This is a genomic window from Anoxybacillus sp. (assembly GCF_036834105.1).
Classification (GTDB): domain Bacteria; phylum Bacillota; class Bacilli; order Bacillales; family Anoxybacillaceae; genus Anoxybacillus.
The window spans coordinates 10,093-29,253 of sequence record NZ_DAITON010000014.1 but is presented as its reverse complement, the minus strand read 5'-3'; the positions used below and the strand labels follow the sequence as shown (position 1 = coordinate 29,253).

The following is a 19,161-nucleotide window of genomic DNA, read 5'->3' as shown; positions in this document are numbered from 1 at the left end:
TTTTTTGTTTAGTTGTAAATTTATGTTAGTAGATTTGCTCAACTACAGTTATATAGTAAAACGTATAAATAGAAAAAATAAGCGAGCTTGAGCCCGCTTATTTTTTTATTAACTGTCCTCGTGTAACTCCAAGTTGATTGATGGCTTTTAATGTTCGCCATACACTTGTGCCACTCCGCTTGCCCTCGAGCGCCTCTCGATATAATGTGATGACCTCTTTCACTTTTTCGGCGGGCTCTTCTAAAAATTCAACACGATATGAATGAACACCAAGGGATAAAAAATTCGGAATGTATTCCGCCCCCGATTGTTCGATGGCATTGTACACTGTATTTCGGCAACCAATATCAACGCGGACAGGATGAAGCATGCCAATTCGATCACGTAAAGATACACGATGCTTCTCGCACGGGCGACCACAGTTTGTAAAATCAGTTCCTTCGCTTAAAAATGTACAATATACACAATGTTCAGTATGAAACATTGGTAAATGTTGATGAATGACAATTTCGATATGTTCTGTTGGTGCCGCCTCAAGTAAATCAATCATCTGTTGAATGTTTAAATCGTATGAAGGTGTAATTCGATCGAGTCCTCGCTCTAGAAACAATCGTGCAGATAGATGGTTTGAAATGTTAAGCGAAAAATCTCCAATTAGCTGTTGTTGCACCGATTGACTTGTATAATACTGTACTGCACCTAAACTACGAACTAAAATAGCGTCCGGTTCAGCCTTTAAAATCCCTCTCAAAATTCCATTTTCTCCAGGCATATGAATACGTGGGGTAGCTAGGGCAATTGGTTTATTTGCCGACCGTGCTATCTCGACAGCTTTCGGATAGTCGGTTGTGAACTCAAAATCTGCATATACCATGTCGACATCTGTATGACATGCAACTTCTACCTGCTCGATTGTACGGCAAAGAGCCATCAAGGCAGGGGTTGTAGTTCGTTGCTTTTGTCGATAAGGGGATGTCAAATCCACTGTTTGCTTTATATACAACCGTGGTTGTTGACGTTTCTTAATGAGCTGTTCAACCGCTTTTCTTCTCATTTGGTTTAATTCTTTCACAGGGAGGATGACGTCTCCTTGAAGATGCATATAAACGTCAGCTAACTCAAAAATCGTGCCGCCTAATCGTCCGAATTGTTCTTTAAGAAAATCTAACGTTAGCGGCCGTTTTCGAGCAACTTCTAACACCTCCTCTGATTGAACAGCTACTTCATTTCCTGTTGTTTCGTCGCGCCATATCGAAATGAGCGATTTGCCTGCTTTACCGTATACATGCACAGTCACCGGAAATAAGCGATATGGCCGCTCTGTTTCAAATGTTTTACGCAAGCGGCGATCAAGCTCTTGGTCACTCGTTTTCCAAATGCGATCTCCGACATGTACACGTGTTAAATTGACATCATGTCGGCCGGGGATGATTTCAACAAGACCGTTTTCTACTTCCCCTTCAACTTTTTTACCATGTTTCCGCAAGTCGTACACTCGTCCGCCTTCTTCTTTTTCTTCTGGACGTCCTGCGTCGAATACAATTCCATCACCGCGCTTTAATGGAGCTTGTAAATCGCATAACACCCCATCTTTTAATACTTTTTTGACCGTCCCTAGAAATACACCTCGGCTTTTTGGGAAAGTGCCATCAACGAGTTGTTTATTGTTCGTTCCTTTTAAAAATCCGTGTGTAAATCCACGGCTAAAGCTTTGTTGAAGCTCACGTATTTCTTCTTTTGAAGGGGTGTAATAACGTCCTGCTAAATATTCATCAATTGCTTTTCGATATTTGCTCACGACGTTAGCTACATATTCTGGTGATTTTAATCGCCCTTCAATTTTAAACGTATTTACACCAGCCTCGATAAGTTCTGGAACAAGATCAAGTGCTGCTAAATCTTTTGGAGAAAGTAAGTAAGCGACGTTTCCCATTTCTTTTTGTTCGCCGTCAACGATTAAATCATATGGAAGACGGCATGCTTGTGCACACTCGCCGCGGTTAGCCGAACGTCCTCCCCACATTTCTGACGTTAAACATTGTCCGGAATACGATACGCAAAGTGCCCCGTGGACGAACACTTCTAATGGCACGTTTGTTTTCTCAGCAATTTTTTGAATATGAGATAAATTATTTTCCCGACCAAGAACAACAACTTCCAAGTGATAAGGCTTTAAAAATTCAACCGCTTCCGGCGATGTAACTGTCATTTGTGTCGATCCGTGAATCGGAAAGTCGGGTGATATGTCCCGAATAAGTTTGACAAGACCTAAATCTTGTACAATGAGCGCATCCACCCCGGCATTTATACATGCTTCAACTAACTGTTTTGCTTCTTGTAATTCATTTTCAAACACTAAAATATTAAAAGTGACATATCCGCGAACATTGTATTTATGCAAATAAGCCATGACATCGTTTAACTCTTCCATACGGAAATTTTTCGCCCGTACACGCGCATTATATTTATCGACACCAAAATAAACCGCATCTGCTCCGTTTGCGACAGCTGCACGAAGACAGTCCCAATCTCCTGCTGGCGCTAATAATTCAATTTGTCTCACAACTAGTCAACCTCTCTATTTTTTATCATGGACAACAATATATTACCGAATATACGTGGCTTTTGCCAACAACGAAAAAAAGACCTGAGCACTCAGGTCTTCAATGAAGGAATGGAGGGATAAAATGTTTAGTAAATATTAAACTTTTTCATCAATTCCTCTTTAAATTTATAATTCTTTTCTCCATGAGGCACACCAACTTTTTCGCCATCATTACCAGGAATATCAATGTTGTGTTTACCCTCATTGACACCAGAAATTACGTACAGATCATCGTATTTAAAATCAGGCACAAGAAGCAGCAGGTAGCTATGGTTTTTATCCATATTTTGGTAGTTGTTAATTGAAAATTTAGTCTTTCCTGGCATAATACCATTATCGTAAATGTAGCTTGGTTCAGCTACCTTGATAATATCTCCAGCTTTATAATCGTATGTAGTTTTATTTTCAAGAACCTTGTTTATTTTAAACTGAGTAATTGTATACGCATCTACTGTAAACCCTCTCTCATCGAATGTTACGAAGTTCTCACTTTCAAGTGGTTTTCCAGTGACAACAAGTTGAGAAAAGTTAATTATTTCATCTACTGTGTTAAAGGATACCTGTTTAGCATGAATAATTGATAAACTTACTTTTTTATCAGCCGACATATACCATAGACTCAAGACGAGAGAAATAAAACCTGACAGAGCTACTGAAGCAATGATAATCTTGTTTCTTTTCATATTCGTAATATCCCCGCTTATCTATTAATTTCCCCATTTTTGTTTTAAATGGTCTTTATCCGTTTGTTGAGGCGATCCGTATGTTGTTAGTTCATACTCCTTCATTACAGATGCACCTGAATCGTCATTATGTCTCAAGCTTAGTGCGTGTCCAAATTCGTGAATAATAACGTCAGTTGATTCAGCAGAAGTTAGTGTATTCATTTGAGGTGTGTTGAGTCGGATTCTTGAACGATCCCTTGCATCCCCCGGATTTACTTGACTCCATCCGAAAAAGCCATACGTCCAATAATCTGCGACCGCATAAACGGTTGAGCCGGAGATAGTTCCTGCATAAACAACAATGCTATAATATGTAGACTCAGAAGTGACTCGTGAAATAGCAACCTTTGAAGAAATGTTATTCCAAGTTGCATATGCGGTGTCTGCACGGTTATGATAACCTGTACTGGAAACGCTAGCATCACGCCAATACTTAAGATTTTGTGCCCCAGCATATCCATTAGGATTATAGTGATCTGAGTGGGCACTAACTAGGATGGTTGGTAGTAAAAAAGCTAGCGAGGGAATAAGTAATAAAATTCTTTTTACATTCATAATTTTCTCTCTCCCTAAAATATTCATTTCACGGATACCGTTCTCCATTCATTCTCTTAATTCCTTCTCTTTTCAAAAATATTTCACCACGAGCGAAGAAATATGTAATAATTGTGAATTGTCATTCTTGAGAATTCTATATTCATTAAGCACTACAACATGGCCATCCGTTGTCACGATCGATTCTTCAAGCCATGATACGTGGCTTTTGCCAACAATGAAAAAAAGACCTGAGCACTCAGGTCTTCAATTAAGGAATGGAGGGATAAAATGTTTAGCAAATGACTGTATGTCGGCATATCCACTTTTATAGTAGGTAACGACAATATAATCCGCACGTTCATCCCAACCAGCCATTTGCATACATTGTTCTATTTTTGTTTTATCTTTTACGACGATTCCCTCGGCTCGTTCAATCATGTCATCTGTCCACTCATATGTCTTCAACCGTCTTGTGTTTTTAATTATTTTCACTTCGCTCACGTCTTCTACTGTCGCCCGTGCTTGCTGCAATAAACCGCGCTGCTGCAACCATTCATCGACGAGATGATACGACTTTTTCCACTTGATCATAGTTTCCTCGGTTATTCCTTTTTGTTTTTCATACGTGACGGTAATTGCTCCCCATTCTCGATTCCATGCGATTGGATCAAATGTTTCATCTACCAACTGACGCTGTAGTATGTGTAAAAACGATTCGATCTCCTCACGATCACGCAATCGAACGGCTTTCCCTCCTAAATTAGAATCTATTCGTACTTGTAAAACGTTTTTGAAATCATTTATACGTAAAATTAGATAGTGATTTTTCTTAAACTCAAGCGAATGAAAAATAGGTTTGTAAAACTGATTGTATACCTCTAATGGTACAGCATATTGACGAACAATCCGTTTTCCGTTTTTCAAGTCGTAACCAATGACAACATGTTTGGTATTTTCAGTTTGCAATTTTTGCTGCTTCATTAACTGCTGATGGAACAAATAAATGTGCTCGATGTTGTCTCTTTCGTAGAAAAACGCATTCTCCCCGTTTTCATTATCATTTTCAAAATAGTATATATGATCACCAAAATATGCTCGTTCAATATCATTTAACGGGGGTTGGTATTTCCCAAAACCAAATAAGTCAAATGCAAATAATAAACTGACAACGGCAATAAAACCTATATATTGAACGTATGCTTTCCAATGCGTGAACACGCGCCATGTTTTTTCTAAAATGATACGGGCAATGAAGTAGCCGATCAATGAAGCAAATACATATCCAAAAATGATCCAAGTTATTCGTTGTTGCATCTCCCCGAAATATGCTCCACCGACAAGCATGACACAAAATGTAAAACCATATGTGAATACGGGGCGGAGCGGACGAAAAGCGATCGCATCTGTTGCTGCTTCAACATGTCGTTTTTTGTATAGCCATACACTCAATACATAAAATATAAAAGCGAGCACAATATATATACATATTTCGATTGGTTGAATAGGTTTTGATTCCCAGTTCAATGCCCGAATAAAAGGCACGATTTTGTCAATGTTATAGGATAAATAATATTCATATGCAAAACCGTGTAAAAAATATTTCAAGTTAAACATAAGTAAAACGAATATTCCTGCTGGGAAGAAAAACAGAACATAAGCAAACACGCCTTGTAGCATGGACATGCCAGTAAACATCCCAACAAACACCGTTCCAGAAAATAATAATACATTCATTGCCACCGTACCTGTAAACCAAATCGCTATATGCTTCAGTGAATATAGCGAAACAGGAAGAAGCGGTTTCATGATTATTAAACATCCCGCAATCATTGCGACGGGTGCGATAAGAACGGTCATTCCAGCAACTATATGCTGAAGAAACAGTGCCTCACGTTTAACTGGCAGACTATGAATGTAATCTGCAGACAATCTCACTTGCATATAGCGAAATAAAAAGATGGCAAGCAACACAGGAAGTGTGAACATAAGGGAAAACTGAATTATACTTCCGATATCAAATATGCGCCCCGTCTGATGATGCATAAGCCAATTTTCATCTTCAGTCATCATAAAAATATGGATAGGTAGTGCAAAAAGAAGGCCGACGAAATAAACAAGTGCAACCCATCCGACGTTGCGAACAATTTGACTAAAAATTCCCCGATTAAACAAGAATGTTTTCAATGGCATATCCTCTTTCCCCCAGTTCATAAATAAAAATTTCTTCTAACGTTAGCGGCAATAAATCAAATAAAATGGGCTCATACTTGTGAATATGCGCGCTGATTTGTTCCTCTTCTCCACGAATGATACAAAGAAGGACGCTACCGCGACGTTCTTGATAAACAACATCCAAATGTTGAAGGAAAATAGAAGGAGGTTGACCGTGAAACGCCACTTGCACTTTATGGATGTTTGTTTTCAAATTGTCTAATTCTTTTTCGATAATGAGTGAGCCATTATGCAAAATGCCGATACGGTCACACAAATCTTCTACTTCAAATAAGTTATGCGAAGAAATAATGACGGTCATTTCTCTATCTGCTACGTCTTGAAATAAAATGTTTTTCACTTTTTGCCTCATGACAGCATCTAGTCCGTCGAGCGGCTCGTCTAAAACGAGTACATCAGGCATCGCCGAAAATGTTAACCAAAAGGCGACTTGGCGCTGCATCCCTTTGGACATACGGTGTATTTTTTGGTTTATGTCAATAGGAAATAGCTCTTTCATTTCGTGAAAACGTTTTTCGTTCCATTTTGGATATATATGACGATAAAAATCGGCCATTTGTCGGATTGTTGTATGCGGAAAAAAATAAAGTGCATCAGGTAAAAAAATGAGCCGTTCTTTCTGTTTGATGTTTTCAAAAATCGGTTCACCATCAATGGTGATTGACCCTCTGTCTTGTTTATAAATACCTGCTATCATTTTCATTAGTGTTGTTTTTCCAGCACCATTTGATCCGAGTAACCCATATATTGATCCTTTTGGGACGGAAAATGTCACATCTTTGATCGCCTCTAACTCCCCAAACCGCTTGCTTACATGATTAATTTGAATCATGTTCCTCTCCTCCTCGTATCGCACGTTCTGCGCGTTCAACAATTGAAAAAATTTGTTCTTTTTTTAATCCGATATAGAATGCTTCTTGACATAGTTTCAACATATTTTCTTCTAGTTGTTTGACTTTTTCACTGTAAACAGCCTCTTTTTTATTAGCAACAAAACTTCCTTTCCCTGGAATAGAGTAAATATACCCTTCTCTTTCTAATTCTCGATACGCCTTTTGAATTGTATTTGGGTTAATCGTTAACTGTTTAGCTAGCAAGCGAACAGATGGTAGTTGCTCGTTCGGTTTCAGCACACCATGAATAATCATTTCTTTCATTTTCTCGATAAGCTGCTCATAAATTGGTTTTCGACTTCGTAAATCCAGATCAAACATGACGCCCCCCCTTCCTTTCCTGTACTAACTGTTATATCTGTATTATATTATATAATACGGTTGGTGTAAATATTTCTAAAAAAATAAAAAAAGCCGCCAAAATGGCAGGCTTTTTAGTTATGGCTATGTCCATTTTGATGACTATCTTGTTGCATGTTATCGTTATGACCATGACCTTGTCCATCTTCTTTGTTTTGCATCATCTGTTTCTTTTTCATATAACGTTCGTGGGCGACCTTATCAACATCTTCCCATGATACGATCATCGCGCCCGGTTGTTCACTTACAAACTTGTCAGCATCTTCTTTTTTGGCAAAAAACGCATATCCATAGTTCATTGGTGTTTTAATATCAGCTTTCACAACTGTCGCGTTTTGTAATTCAATCCATTCTAACGTATTGTAGTCGCGTACATATTTTTTTGCAGCTTCACCGTGGTCTCTTTCATAGTTGAATAAACATCCGATATCATCAAAAAACAAGACGTCACCGTTTTCAGTTGCTGATTTGGCTGTAAATTTACCGAGCTCATGTTCTTTTGGATATACTTTCATGTTGCAAAATACACACACTGTATTTTCGTCTGGTTCTGCCATCGCGGCTTTCATAAACACGTCTTCTTGCGCGGTCTTTTCTACTTCTTTGTTTTGCTTAACTTGTTTCGTCTCTTCTTGATTATCCCCTGCTTGATTGTTGTTGCATCCTGTCAATGCGAAAATAAAGAGCACCACCAATAAAGTCATCCATTTTTTCATTGAAAAAAATCCCCCTTTTCATTCAATCCGTAGTTCAATGTACTATATATTTGTGAAGTTTGTTTGAAACAAATGTGTTAAAAATGAAAAAAAGCGGTGCTATACCGCTTTTTCTGTAAAATAGTGCTTGTAGTATCCGCCAACTTTTCCATGGTTATCAATAATGAAATAAAAATCGTCTGTTTCGTTTTTTACTTCATATTCTTTACCTGGGGTTAATACGTTGTGAACAATGTATTTTTCAGCGTTCGTATGATTACATACAACTGTTTTTATCGTTGGACGTTCATGCCAGCTCAAATGAATCATGAGCGATGCCTCCTTCAAGAACCTTTATATTTATTTAAAAATTTAGCGAGTTCATGTAGTGCTTGCAATACTGCAAAATGTTTATCGTTCCCGCTTGCCTGCGCAGTGGCCACATCCTTAAATTTAGCGTGCGCTTCATACGTCCCATTTTTTTTGTATACATCTACTCGTACAGTTCCCCTTGGGTGCGGAACGATAAAAAACTCCATTCGTTTCATTTTCTCTCCCCACCTTTAACATCAAACGTGTATTTAATTTAATAATAGTAGAAAATGTATACGTTTAAAAGCATTATTTCATACAAAAAACTACCTTTTAATCAAGACGGCGAATTGTATACCCAGACTCGGTGAGAACTCGTTGAATTTGATAAATATGATCGCTATTTTTTGTTTCAAGCGAGAAGCGAATTTCGGCTTGACCCGGGAGAACGTTCGTACCCATCCGCTGATGGTCAATGGACATTACATTGGCTTCTAGATCAGCAATAATTCGAAGCAACTTATTTAATTGACCAGGTTTGTCTGAAATGACTGTTGAAAATGTAACAAAGCGTCCAGATTCAACAAGCCCCCGTTCGATAATGCGTGAAATGAGCGTTACATCGACATTCCCCCCGCTTAAAATGGCTACAATGTTTTTTCCTTCAAGCGGAATTTTTTTGTACAATAAAGCAGCTAATGAGCAAGCCGCTGATCCTTCAACGAGCAATTTATTTCGCTCGAGTAAATATAACATCGTTCGTGAAATATCTGTTTCTTCCACACAAACAATATCATCCACATATTTTTGTATGTATGAGAACGTTAAATCTCCAATTCGTTTAACAGCGATCCCGTCTGCAATTGTATTTGATGGAGTAATCATAACGGGTTGATTATATTGTTTAGCCGCTGTGGTGCTTGCACAAGCAGCAGATTCAACGCCATATATGCGGATAGTAGGCTTTTTTTGTTTCATAGCAATAGCTAATCCTGCAAGTAACCCACCACCACCAACAGGGCAAACGACTGCATCAATATGGTCAAGCTGGTCAAATAATTCTAAACCAATTGTACCTTGTCCAGCAATAACGGCTGGGTCATCAAATGGATGAACGAATGTTGCACCTGTTTCTTGCTGAAGCTTTCGGGCATATTCTAACGATTCGTCAAATACATCACCGTGTAGAATAACGTTTGCGCCATAACTTTGTGTCGCTTGAATTTTACTTAATGGCGCCCCCTTCGGCATGACGATGGTACATGGTATTCCGATCATGCTGCTAGAATAAGCTACCCCTTGTGCATGATTGCCTGCTGAAGCTGCAATTACCCCACGCCTTTTCTCTTCTTCGCTCAATGAAATGATTTTATTGTACGATCCTCGAACTTTAAATGAACCTGTTTTCTGTAAGTTTTCTAATTTCATGTACACTCGATTATTTGATAGTCGACTAAACGTTTGTGAAAATTCAAGAGGAGTTTTGTGAACAACTGTTTTCATTCGTTGTTGCGCTTCGTATATGTGTTGTAGCGTGATCAATTCATCTCATCCTCCTTTGCGTCTTTTTCATTATATGTTATTTGATCATAAACAAGCAATTGCCTATTGTTTTTCTTTGATTTTAATTGATTATTTAGAACATAGTTCTATTATTCAAATTCGGGAAGAAAAAAAGCTATGCGTATTGCACAGCTCACAACCCCGCTGATTGTTGAAGACGTCTTGCAATTTCGAGAAAATCCTCGTATGAAATTCCTGGGGCAAATGTTTCCTCGACCGATTCCAAATCGGGGATCGGCGCTCCCGCTGGTGTTCCTTGAATCACTTCAAGCTGCCCTCCATCAAGCGGATGCGTTCCTTTCCAAATTTGCTTTACGTCTTGATAATCATGTTCACTAAATGTGTACAACTTCCGATGCCATCCTTGCTGTTCGTATTTACGTGCTGCATCAAATTTATCATTGCTTAAGTTAGGGATTGGCAACATTTTTGTCACATCAACACCTGTGACAATTTGAAGTGCTTTCGCATAAGCGATAATGTGCACTCCTCCACGCACAAGTAAATAACCGATCATTTCTCTTGCGACAGGATGATCGGTCATCTCATATACTCTCATTTTATGTGTACGAGCACCACATTCTAAGAAAAAATTGTGCAGCAAATCTAAAACTAAGTTCCCGCTGTTGAAGACGTAATCCCCTGACCACGATTTCCCCATTGAATCCCCTGGTAAAGCGGTTTGTGCTGTCGCGACAAAATGGTACGTATTTCGTTTATCTACCCCGCTTTGCATCGGAGTAACATCCGGATCCCCTTCAAACGTTGTTCCCGTCAAACATAGATTAATCGCCGTTGTAACAAGTTCGACATGACCTAATTCCTCTGCTGTAATACTTGCAACTAAATCATAAAAAGGTTTTAATTTTTTCCTTTCACGAAAGTTGAACGACTGAAACAAATAATTATTTAACGTTGACATTTCCCCGAATCTTCCGCCGAGCAACTCCTGTACTGCTGCTGCGGCATTTGCATCCGCGTACGTAGATTTCGGCAATTCAATTTGCAGTTTGTTCACTCTTGTAAACATTGCACTCCCCCTCTTATTTTGGCATAATCCAAATGATTTGCTGAATGCGAACAAAAAAGAGGGTATCGCTACTTTTTAATACAATGTGATCTGGTTTTACATCTTGAATTATGCCTTGCATATTTCCACGCACCGTTTCGATTACTACTTCCCTTCCTTTAATCGTTTGTAACGTTTGATAAACATAAGGGTCGATGAAAGCCATAAATTGCGGTGTCATTTTCCTCCCCCTTTCTAGCTTTTCTTTTCCAGTTTATTCACTCGTATTTGTGTTTATTACATTTTTTCATTTAGAACATAGTTTTATAAAAAATAAAATACATACTAGCCGATTTATTTGTTTTACGATAAACTTCAACATAGAAATAGTGAAACGAGGAGTTAGAACGATGGAAACTCATGAGCAATTAAAACGAAAAATAAACGCTCTTGAAGAAGAAGTGAAATTATATAAACGTTTTATCGAACACATTCCTTTTCCTTTTTCGTACGTCGATCACGAGGTAGGAAAGATGTTGAAAAAGGAAAATGATATATCTCCCCCGATCGTTGAAAAAGTGGAAAAAAATGAGCGGCAAAAACCAATAATACAATGGAAAATGGATTTACAAAAAGATTATCCGTTTGAACAAGTTGAACAGTTTTTAGCGCCTATTTTTGATCTTGTTTCCCATCATATCGTTTTTGTTGATGCGGACGGAATCATTACATTATGTAACTTACAGGCAGCGAACGACGTTGGCGTCAATCGGGATGAAATCATTGGAAAACATATTCGGGAGTTGTTAAACATTCCTGACGAACAGATTATGACGCTAAAAACATTGCGGACAAAACAACCGCTTTACAATTGTGAAGTGCTCGATCGGTACTATGGCATTATTAATACACGTATTTTATACAATGAAGATGGATCAATTAAACGCGTCATTAGTATGTTTCAATCGCTTAATCAAATGAAAGAAGCTGAAAAATTAGCGATCGCTGGGCGAATTGCTGCCGGGATTGCGCATGAAATTCGAAATCCGTTAACTACCGTGAGAGGATATTTACAGTTTTTGAAAGAGCAACTGCCTGAACATATTGTCACACTTATCGAACAACTGTTGATTCCCGAACTCGATCGAGCAAACGATATTATTACAGACTTTTTAAACATTGCAAAACCAAACGAAATGAAAGCAGAGTGGATTGGTATAAACGAATTTATTCAAAACGATTTAAATCTTTTATTACGAAGCGAAGCCCTTCTTCACAATGTAGAGCTTTCATACGATCTAGATGAAAAACTACAACATCATGGTGTTTATATTGACAAAAATCAACTGATGCAGGTGTTTATTAACTTATTGCGCAATGCGATTGAAGCAAAAACAGAAAAATCATTGAATGTACACATTCAAACAGCTTTGCACAATGACCTTGTTCAAATTTACGTTCACGACAATGGACCTGGCATCCCTCCTACAATTATCCATCACATCTTTGATCCGTTTTTTTCGACGAAACAAACGGGAACAGGTCTCGGCCTATCTTTGTCGCGAAAAATTATTGAACTTCATAAAGGTTCGATGCGTGTGCAAAGCGAATTCGGACATGGCACATGCTTTATTATCGAACTGCCCGTTTGTTTAAAAAAATGAGGCTGCTTCATCGCAGCCTCATTTTTACGCTTCTTTTTTCTTCTCTACTTGTTCCTCTTTCCAGCATTCTACTTGGTGCTCTACACCTATATGACGTGCGTAAAATACCGGATTTTTTCCTTGTTTTCGTTGTGTTGTATAGTCTTGTAAGGCAGCAAAGGCAACACGACCGAGCAAGAAAATCGAAATTAAGTTTACAACCACCATAAACGCCATGAATAAATCAGCTAAATCCCATACGATTTGGATGCTCGATACAGATCCCCAAATAACCATGAATAATACAGCTAGACGATAGATCAATAATGACGTTTTACTCGAACGAATGAATTCAATATTTGTTTCACCGTAATAATAGTTTCCAATAATCGAACTGTATGCAAATAAAAATACGCTGACTGCCACAAATCCTTTTGCCCACTCGCCAATGTGTGTGCTTAATGCCGTTTGTGTTAACGTAATCCCATCAAGTCCTTCCTTCATGTAGTCGCCCGATAATAAGATCATGAACGCTGTTGCGCTACAAACAACTAACGTATCTACAAATACACCTAATGTTTGAATTAAACCTTGCTTTACCGGATGGGAAACTTCTGCTGTCGCCGCTGCGTTCGGCGCGCTTCCCATGCCGGCTTCGTTAGAGAATAAACCTCGTTTAATCCCCATCATAATTGCTGCACCAAATCCTCCACCTACAGCTTGTTCAACACCAAATGCGTTTTTCAAGATCAAAGCAAATACAGATGGTAATTCAGCAATGTTTGTCAACACGACATAAAACGCAATCAATAAGTATAAACCGGCCATAACGGGAACGATGATCGACGATGCTTTCGCAACACGATGCACACCACCGAAAATAATAAATGCCGTCAGAACAGTAAGTAAAATACCGATGACGATCCGATCCATTTGAAATGCATGCTCAAACGCAAACGTAATCGTATTCGCCTGAACAGAGTTAAAGACAAGACCAAATGCAAATGTAATTAAAACCGCGAATAATACACCTAGCCAACGCTTTTTTAGCCCCTGTTCAATATAATAAGCAGGTCCACCACGATATCCATTTTTATCTTTTACTTTATAAACTTGAGCAAGCGTGCTTTCCACAAAGCTCGATGCACCACCAATTAAAGCGATAAGCCACATCCAAAATACCGCCCCAGGTCCACCGACGGAGATGGCCAACGCTACGCCCGCTAAGTTCCCTGTACCTACACGAGACGCTGTGCTCATGAAAAATGCTTGTAGCGATGAAATGGCACCTTTTTTTTCTGGCGTCTCCGTAATGACACGAACCATTTCACCAAAATAGCGAAACTGAACAAACTTCGTACGGAATGTAAAGTACAATCCTAAAATAATTAAAAGGGCAATGAGAACATACGACCATAAAATGTTGTTCAAAAATGATACAATCGTTTGTAATACTTGCATATCCGTCACCTCACATGATGTTCATAATAAAAACGACTTTTTTAATGTAACAAAACTTAACATGAAAAGCAAGAGGGGTTCTCTATGAATATACAAAAATGATATGTTATAATGTCATCTGTCTACATTTTTCACATGTATTTGGAGGAACATATGAAAGAAACATATACGTTAAAAGAAAAAATAAAACAGTTTTCATATATTTTATTTCCTATTTTTCTTACCCAAATCAGTCTGTATATGATGAATTTTTTTGATGTCATGATGACGGGAAAATATCGCGCAATTGATTTAGCTGGTGTAGCCATTGGTTCAAACATTTGGGTTGCTCTATTCACAGGAATTGGAGGGGTGTTAACTGGTTTAACTCCAATCGTCGCCCAAGCATTCGGGGCAAAAGACAGTGAACGCATTACTCGAACGGTAGAACAAGCAATATACTTAGCAATCACCTTTGCCTGCTTTGTACTTGTAATCATTTATTATCTCGTTCCTTTTTTACTGCAACATATGCCGATCGAACATGATGTGCAAGTTGTTGCTTATGAATATTTGAAAGCATTATGTATTGGTATTGTCCCTATTTTTATTTATCACGTACTTCGTTCTTTCATAGATGCCCTCGGGCGAACGAATGTTACAATGATGCTAACACTATGTTCATTACCTTTGAATATTTTACTGAACTACGTATTCATTTTTGGACGATGGGGTATACCGGCATTCGGCGGAGTAGGCGCAGGGTACGCAACAAGCATCACATATTGGTGCTTATTGTTATGTGTGTTTTTACTCATTCGTTTCCGTAAGCCTTTTTCAACATATCATGTGTTAAAAAAGGTGCGTCCAATCTCGTTTCCCGTGTGGAAACAATTATTTTCAATCGGTACACCGATTGGATTAGCTATCTTTTTTGAGACAAGTATTTTTTCTGCTGTCACGTTGTTGATGAGTCAATTCGGAACAGCAACGATCGCGGCACATCAAGCTGCACTAAACTTCGGTTCACTTTTGTATATGGTTCCACTAAGCGTTTCTCTCACTTTAACCATTATTGTCGGATTTGAAGTCGGAGCAAAGCGGTTAGAGCATGCGAAGCGTTACTGTATTATCGGCATTTCGGCAGCTGTTATGATGGCTGTCGTTGCCTCTATCATCCTATTATTGTTTCGTGAAACAATTGCTTCGCTATACACGAATGACGATCTTGTTTTGCGATGGACGAAGCAGTTCTTGTTATATGTTTTATTTTTTCAATTCTCAGATGCCGTTGCCGCTCCGATCCAAGGAGCGTTACGTGGTTATAAAGATGTTCGCTTCCCATTTTTCATTGCGCTCGTGTCGTATTGGTTAGTCGGTTTACCTGTTGGATATGTATTCGCACATTACACAACCGCTGGACCGTTCGGGTATTGGCTTGGTCTTATTGTCGGTTTAGCTTCAGGGGCTATTTTACTATGGATGCGCTTAATGCAAAAATGGAAAAATTAAAAAGCAAGAGGTGATGTCCCTCTTGCTTTTATCTTTAGCACCAAGCCGCACCAACAATGATGAGTAAGATAAAGAGCACAACGATGAGCACAAATGTTTTTCCGTATCCTGGGTATCCATATCCATATCCACAGCCATATCCGTACATGACGTTTCCCCCTTTATTGTTTCATTAATATCCCCAGCCACTCATATAAGCACTACCAACAATGATCAACAAAATAAACAATACAACGATTAACGCAAATCCCCCGCCGTGATGATGTCCTCCACTCATCTTTTGACACCTCCTTCTTGTACTAACAACCTATTCAATTGTTAGGAAAAAGGTTAGGGTTTTTAAAAAAAATGGGTGAAAAACATCTTCTTCGCAAGCAGCCCTTTACATGTTTAATGACCTTTCCCTTCGTTTTTCCCATGTACTAGAAAGTGAAAATAAAAGCAAGGCAGTCCAAATACAGCTAAATGCATATACATGGGCATTTGTAAACGGCTCATGAAACAAAAACACACCAAGAAGTAAACTTAACGTTGGTGAGATATATTGTAAAAATCCTAAAAGAGTTAATGAAATGTGCTGAGCCCCCTTAGCAAAATATAAAAGGGGCAATGCGGTTGCAGGCCCAGCCCCTACGAGCAATAATATCGTTGTAGGCGAAAAAGAAGCATCGTGCAGCTGCCCAAACGAACGCATAATAAATATGAGCGCCAAAGGGGTCACAAGCATTGTCTCAACAGTCAAACCAATTGTTGCATCAACCGAGATCACCTTTTTCACAAGACTATATAACGCAAAGCTACAAGCAAGCGAAAGTGCAACCCATGGAATTTTTCCATATTCAATCGTCATAAGCACAACCCCGACAGTTGCTAAAACAAAAGAAAATAATTGCCATTTGTAAAGACGCTCTTTTAATACAACGACACCTAACAATACGTTTAACAATGGATTCATATAATATCCTAAACTTGCTTCAACCATATGATTATGGTTGACAGCCCATATGTAAATAAACCAATTAACGCTAATAAGTAGCGATGCAACGATTAAAGCGATGGCACGCTTTTTTTCTCGCCACAACAATCGACATGTATGAAAAAATGTAGACCAACTTTTTTGAATGAGCAATAACGCGATCATAAACAGAAAAGAAGCGACAATGCGATAAGACAAAATTTCCTTTGCTCCGATATGTTCGAGCAATTTCCAATATAAAGGCAATACTCCCCACAATACGTAAGCGAGCAAGGCATAGATCGTGCCAAGTTTTTTATTTTCCATTTTGCAGCTCCTTCCTTCATCTCAATCCTCATATTCATACGGCTCAATATGCACATGAGCATAAACAACGCCATATTTTTGTTCAAGCAAACGCTCAACTTGATCCGCAATGTCGTGACTTGTCACAACATTTAAATGTGGGGCAACACAAATGGTAACATCTATGAACACATCATTGCCATACATTCTCCCCTTGATATCTATCACTTGCTCTACACCGTCAATATGCTCAATGTCATGTTTATACTTTTGTAGCGTTTCGTCATCAAACCCATCCGTCAACGTATGAGACGCCTCTTTAAAAATGCCCCATGCGGTCTTACAAATGATAAATCCAATAACAAAAGCGGTGACAGGGTCAAGCCAACGCATATGTAATTGAGCACCTATCACACCAACGATGGTTCCTACACTAACAAGTACATCGGACAAATGATCTTTGGCAGCAGCAGCAAGCGCCTGGCTATTTGTGGCGATCGCTAAACGTTTATTAAACATATATACAGCAAACATAAATACGGCTGAAGCGCCAGCTGTCCATACTGCTACGAAATCCGGCTTTACATACTCCCCTTCCTTCAACATTTGCACGGCGTTCACTAATACGTCTAATCCGATCGACATCATAATAAACGCTGCGATTAAGGAAGAAATATGTTCTGCACGCGAATGGCCATACGGATGGTTATCATCACGAGGTTTTTTTGCGATGAGTAATCCAATTAAAATGGCAGTAGAAGCAAGAATATCAGTGAAATTATTCCACCCATCTGCTTTCAATGCTTCAGAACTTGACATATATCCGACGTACAACTTAGTTAAAGATAAAACAATATAAGCACCAATGCTTACCCATGCCCCCATTTCGGGCTTCATTTGTGTCATATGCTCCACCAACTTCTCAATCATTTTTGCGTTAACATTGTACCAAGCGTACATCGTGTGGGTCTATAGCAACAAAATTGGTTCATTGAAGAACAATAGCAAACATGCAATAACATTGCCCTTGACCAATTTTATTATTGACGACCGATCCGTATATATGATAGATTGTTTAATGTTTCATCACTCTACCAATTTATCAAACTAAAGTATTTATGGAGGTCACGATTATGAACGCTGTTATCGTCTCAGTACTCGTCATGCTTATTCTTAGCTTAATGCGAATGAATGTTGTGCTTTCTTTACTCATCGCATCGTTAGTAGGAGGATGGCTCGGCAAGCTCGGCCTTTCTAAAACGGTGGAAGTGTTTTCAGAAGGATTAGGAAATAGCGCCGAAGTGGCGTTAAGTTATGCCTTGTTAGGCGGTTTTGCCATCGCTATCTCGAAAACCGGCTTACCGAACGCTATAGTTCATATCATTATAAAAACGGTTGGAAGACAAGGGGAAGGAAAAAGAAAACAATATTCCAAAGCGCTTGTTCTTCTCGTTATTTTACTCATGTCCTGTTTTTCACAAAATTTAATTCCAATCCATATTGCGTTTATTCCTATTTTAATTCCATCACTTTTGCACGTTTTAAACGAACTGCATGTGGATCGTCGGTTAGTCGCATCAATTATCACATTTGGTTTAATTACCCCATATATGTGGTTACCTACTGGGTTTGGGGCGATCTTTCATGATATTGTACAAACAAATATGGCTCAAGGTGGCCTAGTCGTTACAAAGTCGGATATCCCAAAGGCGATGTTTTTACCTTCGCTCGGAATGATTACTGGTTTACTTATCGCTTTTTTTACGTACCGAAAACCGCGTGTATATAGACAAGTAAAACTAGAAAGTGAAGACACGCAATCGTTTCAACAACGTGGGGTGTGGTTTGCGATCGTTGCTGTCTTTGTCGCCTTAACTGTTCAACTTCTGCTCGATTCCATGATTTTCGGCGCATTCGCGGGGATCGTCGTCATCTACTTCAGTGGATGTATTCGTTTAGCAGAAAGCGATCGTTTATTAACAGACGGGATGCGAATGATGGCATTTATTGGATTTGTTATGTTAAGCGCTTCAGGCTTTGCTAACGTATTGAAACAAACCGGACATATTGAGAAACTCGTTGAACAAGCAGCTTCTCTTATTGGTCATAACATAGCGCTTGGTGCACTACTTATGTTAATTGTCGGACTGTTCATTACGATGGGAATTGGTTCTTCCTTTTCTACCGTCCCAATTATCGCGACCATTTTTGTTCCGCTTTGTATGAAACTTGGACTTAGCCCAATGGCAACCATTGCGATTATTGGGGCTGCTGGCGCGCTTGGTGATGCAGGATCACCCGCCTCAGATAGCACGCTCGGTCCAACATCCGGTTTAAATGTTGATGGTCAACATCACCATATTTGGGATACATG

Annotated in this window: 20 protein-coding genes; 3 read left to right on the top strand and 17 right to left on the bottom strand. The window is 38.9% G+C overall.

Annotation, left to right across the window (positions count from 1 at the left end):
• Positions 1-97: 97 nt before the first annotated feature.
• The 12 genes from V7Z64_RS03020 to V7Z64_RS02965 form a co-directional block, all read right to left on the bottom strand.
• A complete protein-coding gene (locus V7Z64_RS03020) occupies positions 98-2,563 on the bottom strand; it encodes a DUF3656 domain-containing U32 family peptidase (RefSeq protein ID WP_297990853.1) in 2,466 nt (821 codons plus the stop codon).
• A gap of 128 nt (positions 2,564-2,691) precedes the next feature.
• Entirely contained in the window at positions 2,692-3,288 is a 597-nt protein-coding gene (locus V7Z64_RS03015; RefSeq protein ID WP_297990852.1) for a hypothetical protein, read from the bottom strand.
• A 24-nt stretch (positions 3,289-3,312) separates the two neighbouring features.
• A complete protein-coding gene (locus tag V7Z64_RS03010) occupies positions 3,313-3,933 on the bottom strand; it encodes a hypothetical protein (protein ID WP_297990851.1) in 621 nt (206 codons plus the stop codon).
• 198 nt (positions 3,934-4,131) lie between these two features.
• Complete coding sequence (locus V7Z64_RS03005) at positions 4,132-6,057, bottom strand: DUF6449 domain-containing protein (protein ID WP_297990850.1); 1,926 nt, start codon at positions 6,055-6,057, stop codon at positions 4,132-4,134.
• The gene (locus V7Z64_RS03000; protein WP_297990849.1) at positions 6,032-6,931 is read right to left on the bottom strand and encodes an ABC transporter ATP-binding protein; all 900 of its coding nucleotides are present in this window, start codon (positions 6,929-6,931) and stop codon (positions 6,032-6,034) included. The genes V7Z64_RS03005 and V7Z64_RS03000 overlap by 26 nt, the downstream gene beginning before the upstream one ends.
• Positions 6,918-7,313 (bottom strand): GntR family transcriptional regulator, encoded by a 396-nt coding sequence (locus tag V7Z64_RS02995; protein WP_004890367.1) that lies wholly within the window; start codon positions 7,311-7,313, stop codon positions 6,918-6,920. Before V7Z64_RS02995 ends, V7Z64_RS03000 begins: the two co-directional genes overlap by 14 nt.
• A gap of 113 nt (positions 7,314-7,426) precedes the next feature.
• Complete coding sequence (locus V7Z64_RS02990; protein WP_297990848.1) at positions 7,427-8,068, bottom strand: nitrous oxide reductase accessory protein NosL; 642 nt, start codon at positions 8,066-8,068, stop codon at positions 7,427-7,429.
• Between the two features lie 99 nt (positions 8,069-8,167).
• On the bottom strand, positions 8,168-8,377 hold the full coding sequence (locus tag V7Z64_RS02985) for a DUF6501 family protein (protein ID WP_297990847.1): 210 nt from the start codon (positions 8,375-8,377) through the stop codon (positions 8,168-8,170).
• Between the two features lie 14 nt (positions 8,378-8,391).
• Positions 8,392-8,595 (bottom strand): hypothetical protein, encoded by a 204-nt coding sequence (locus V7Z64_RS02980; RefSeq protein ID WP_003398692.1) that lies wholly within the window; start codon positions 8,593-8,595, stop codon positions 8,392-8,394.
• Between the two features lie 97 nt (positions 8,596-8,692).
• Positions 8,693-9,901 carry a threonine ammonia-lyase gene (gene ilvA, locus V7Z64_RS02975; RefSeq protein WP_297990846.1) on the bottom strand — a complete coding sequence of 403 codons (1,209 nt, stop codon included), beginning with the start codon at positions 9,899-9,901 and terminating at the stop codon, positions 8,693-8,695.
• Positions 9,902-10,055: 154 nt separating this feature from the next.
• Complete coding sequence (locus V7Z64_RS02970) at positions 10,056-10,952, bottom strand: manganese catalase family protein (protein WP_297990845.1); 897 nt, start codon at positions 10,950-10,952, stop codon at positions 10,056-10,058.
• A gap of 13 nt (positions 10,953-10,965) precedes the next feature.
• Positions 10,966-11,172 (bottom strand): YuzF family protein, encoded by a 207-nt coding sequence (locus V7Z64_RS02965; RefSeq protein WP_003398689.1) that lies wholly within the window; start codon positions 11,170-11,172, stop codon positions 10,966-10,968.
• 169 nt (positions 11,173-11,341) lie between these two features.
• On the opposite strand from V7Z64_RS02965, the gene V7Z64_RS02960 reads away from it, so the two are divergent.
• Positions 11,342-12,595: a two-component system sensor histidine kinase NtrB gene (locus tag V7Z64_RS02960; protein ID WP_297990844.1), complete on the top strand. Its 1,254-nt coding sequence runs from the start codon at positions 11,342-11,344 to the stop codon at positions 12,593-12,595.
• Positions 12,596-12,619: 24 nt separating this feature from the next.
• Here V7Z64_RS02960 and V7Z64_RS02955 read toward each other — a convergent pair whose 3' ends face one another.
• The gene (locus tag V7Z64_RS02955; RefSeq protein ID WP_297990843.1) at positions 12,620-14,035 is read right to left on the bottom strand and encodes an alanine/glycine:cation symporter family protein; all 1,416 of its coding nucleotides are present in this window, start codon (positions 14,033-14,035) and stop codon (positions 12,620-12,622) included.
• Positions 14,036-14,188: 153 nt separating this feature from the next.
• Between V7Z64_RS02955 and V7Z64_RS02950 the strand changes: the two genes are divergently transcribed.
• Positions 14,189-15,526 (top strand): MATE family efflux transporter, encoded by a 1,338-nt coding sequence (locus V7Z64_RS02950; RefSeq protein ID WP_297990842.1) that lies wholly within the window; start codon positions 14,189-14,191, stop codon positions 15,524-15,526.
• 34 nt (positions 15,527-15,560) lie between these two features.
• Here the strand turns inward: V7Z64_RS02950 and V7Z64_RS02945 are convergent, their stop codons facing one another.
• From V7Z64_RS02945 to V7Z64_RS02930, 4 genes are all read right to left on the bottom strand, one after another.
• A complete protein-coding gene (locus V7Z64_RS02945; RefSeq protein WP_003398685.1) occupies positions 15,561-15,674 on the bottom strand; it encodes a YjcZ family sporulation protein in 114 nt (37 codons plus the stop codon).
• A gap of 24 nt (positions 15,675-15,698) precedes the next feature.
• On the bottom strand, positions 15,699-15,803 hold the full coding sequence (locus V7Z64_RS02940; RefSeq protein WP_297990841.1) for a YjcZ family sporulation protein: 105 nt from the start codon (positions 15,801-15,803) through the stop codon (positions 15,699-15,701).
• A gap of 105 nt (positions 15,804-15,908) precedes the next feature.
• On the bottom strand, positions 15,909-16,808 hold the full coding sequence (gene rarD, locus V7Z64_RS02935; protein WP_297990840.1) for an EamA family transporter RarD: 900 nt from the start codon (positions 16,806-16,808) through the stop codon (positions 15,909-15,911).
• 21 nt (positions 16,809-16,829) lie between these two features.
• Positions 16,830-17,693: a cation diffusion facilitator family transporter gene (locus V7Z64_RS02930; protein WP_297990855.1), complete on the bottom strand. Its 864-nt coding sequence runs from the start codon at positions 17,691-17,693 to the stop codon at positions 16,830-16,832.
• Positions 17,694-17,920: 227 nt separating this feature from the next.
• Here V7Z64_RS02930 and V7Z64_RS02925 point away from each other — a divergent pair.
• Positions 17,921-19,161, top strand: a 1,241-nt coding sequence (locus V7Z64_RS02925; protein ID WP_297990839.1) for a Na+/H+ antiporter family protein, incomplete at its 3' end; no start/stop codon positions are given.

Bases quoted from the DNA above. Each gene is read 5' to 3' on its own strand.
- V7Z64_RS03015 (WP_297990852.1), bottom strand. From the start codon at position 3,288: ATGAAAAGAAACAAGATTATCATTGCTTCAGTAGCTCTGTCAGGTTTT.
- V7Z64_RS03010 (WP_297990851.1), bottom strand. From the start codon at position 3,933: ATGGAGAACGGTATCCGTGAAATGAATATTTTAGGGAGAGAGAAAATT.
- V7Z64_RS03005 (WP_297990850.1), bottom strand. From the start codon at position 6,057: ATGCCATTGAAAACATTCTTGTTTAATCGGGGAATTTTTAGTCAAATT.
- V7Z64_RS03000 (WP_297990849.1), bottom strand. From the start codon at position 6,931: ATGATTCAAATTAATCATGTAAGCAAGCGGTTTGGGGAGTTAGAGGCG.
- V7Z64_RS02995 (WP_004890367.1), bottom strand. From the start codon at position 7,313: ATGTTTGATCTGGATTTACGAAGTCGAAAACCAATTTATGAGCAGCTT.
- V7Z64_RS02990 (WP_297990848.1), bottom strand. From the start codon at position 8,068: ATGAAAAAATGGATGACTTTATTGGTGGTGCTCTTTATTTTCGCATTG.
- V7Z64_RS02985 (WP_297990847.1), bottom strand. From the start codon at position 8,377: ATGATTCATTTGAGCTGGCATGAACGTCCAACGATAAAAACAGTTGTA.
- V7Z64_RS02980 (WP_003398692.1), bottom strand. From the start codon at position 8,595: ATGAAACGAATGGAGTTTTTTATCGTTCCGCACCCAAGGGGAACTGTA.
- V7Z64_RS02970 (WP_297990845.1), bottom strand. From the start codon at position 10,952: ATGTTTACAAGAGTGAACAAACTGCAAATTGAATTGCCGAAATCTACG.
- V7Z64_RS02965 (WP_003398689.1), bottom strand. From the start codon at position 11,172: ATGACACCGCAATTTATGGCTTTCATCGACCCTTATGTTTATCAAACG.
- V7Z64_RS02960 (WP_297990844.1), top strand. From the start codon at position 11,342: ATGGAAACTCATGAGCAATTAAAACGAAAAATAAACGCTCTTGAAGAA.
- V7Z64_RS02955 (WP_297990843.1), bottom strand. From the start codon at position 14,035: ATGCAAGTATTACAAACGATTGTATCATTTTTGAACAACATTTTATGG.
- V7Z64_RS02950 (WP_297990842.1), top strand. From the start codon at position 14,189: ATGAAAGAAACATATACGTTAAAAGAAAAAATAAAACAGTTTTCATAT.
- V7Z64_RS02945 (WP_003398685.1), bottom strand. From the start codon at position 15,674: ATGTACGGATATGGCTGTGGATATGGATATGGATACCCAGGATACGGA.
- V7Z64_RS02940 (WP_297990841.1), bottom strand. From the start codon at position 15,803: ATGAGTGGAGGACATCATCACGGCGGGGGATTTGCGTTAATCGTTGTA.
- rarD (WP_297990840.1), bottom strand. From the start codon at position 16,808: ATGGAAAATAAAAAACTTGGCACGATCTATGCCTTGCTCGCTTACGTA.
- V7Z64_RS02930 (WP_297990855.1), bottom strand. From the start codon at position 17,693: ATGACACAAATGAAGCCCGAAATGGGGGCATGGGTAAGCATTGGTGCT.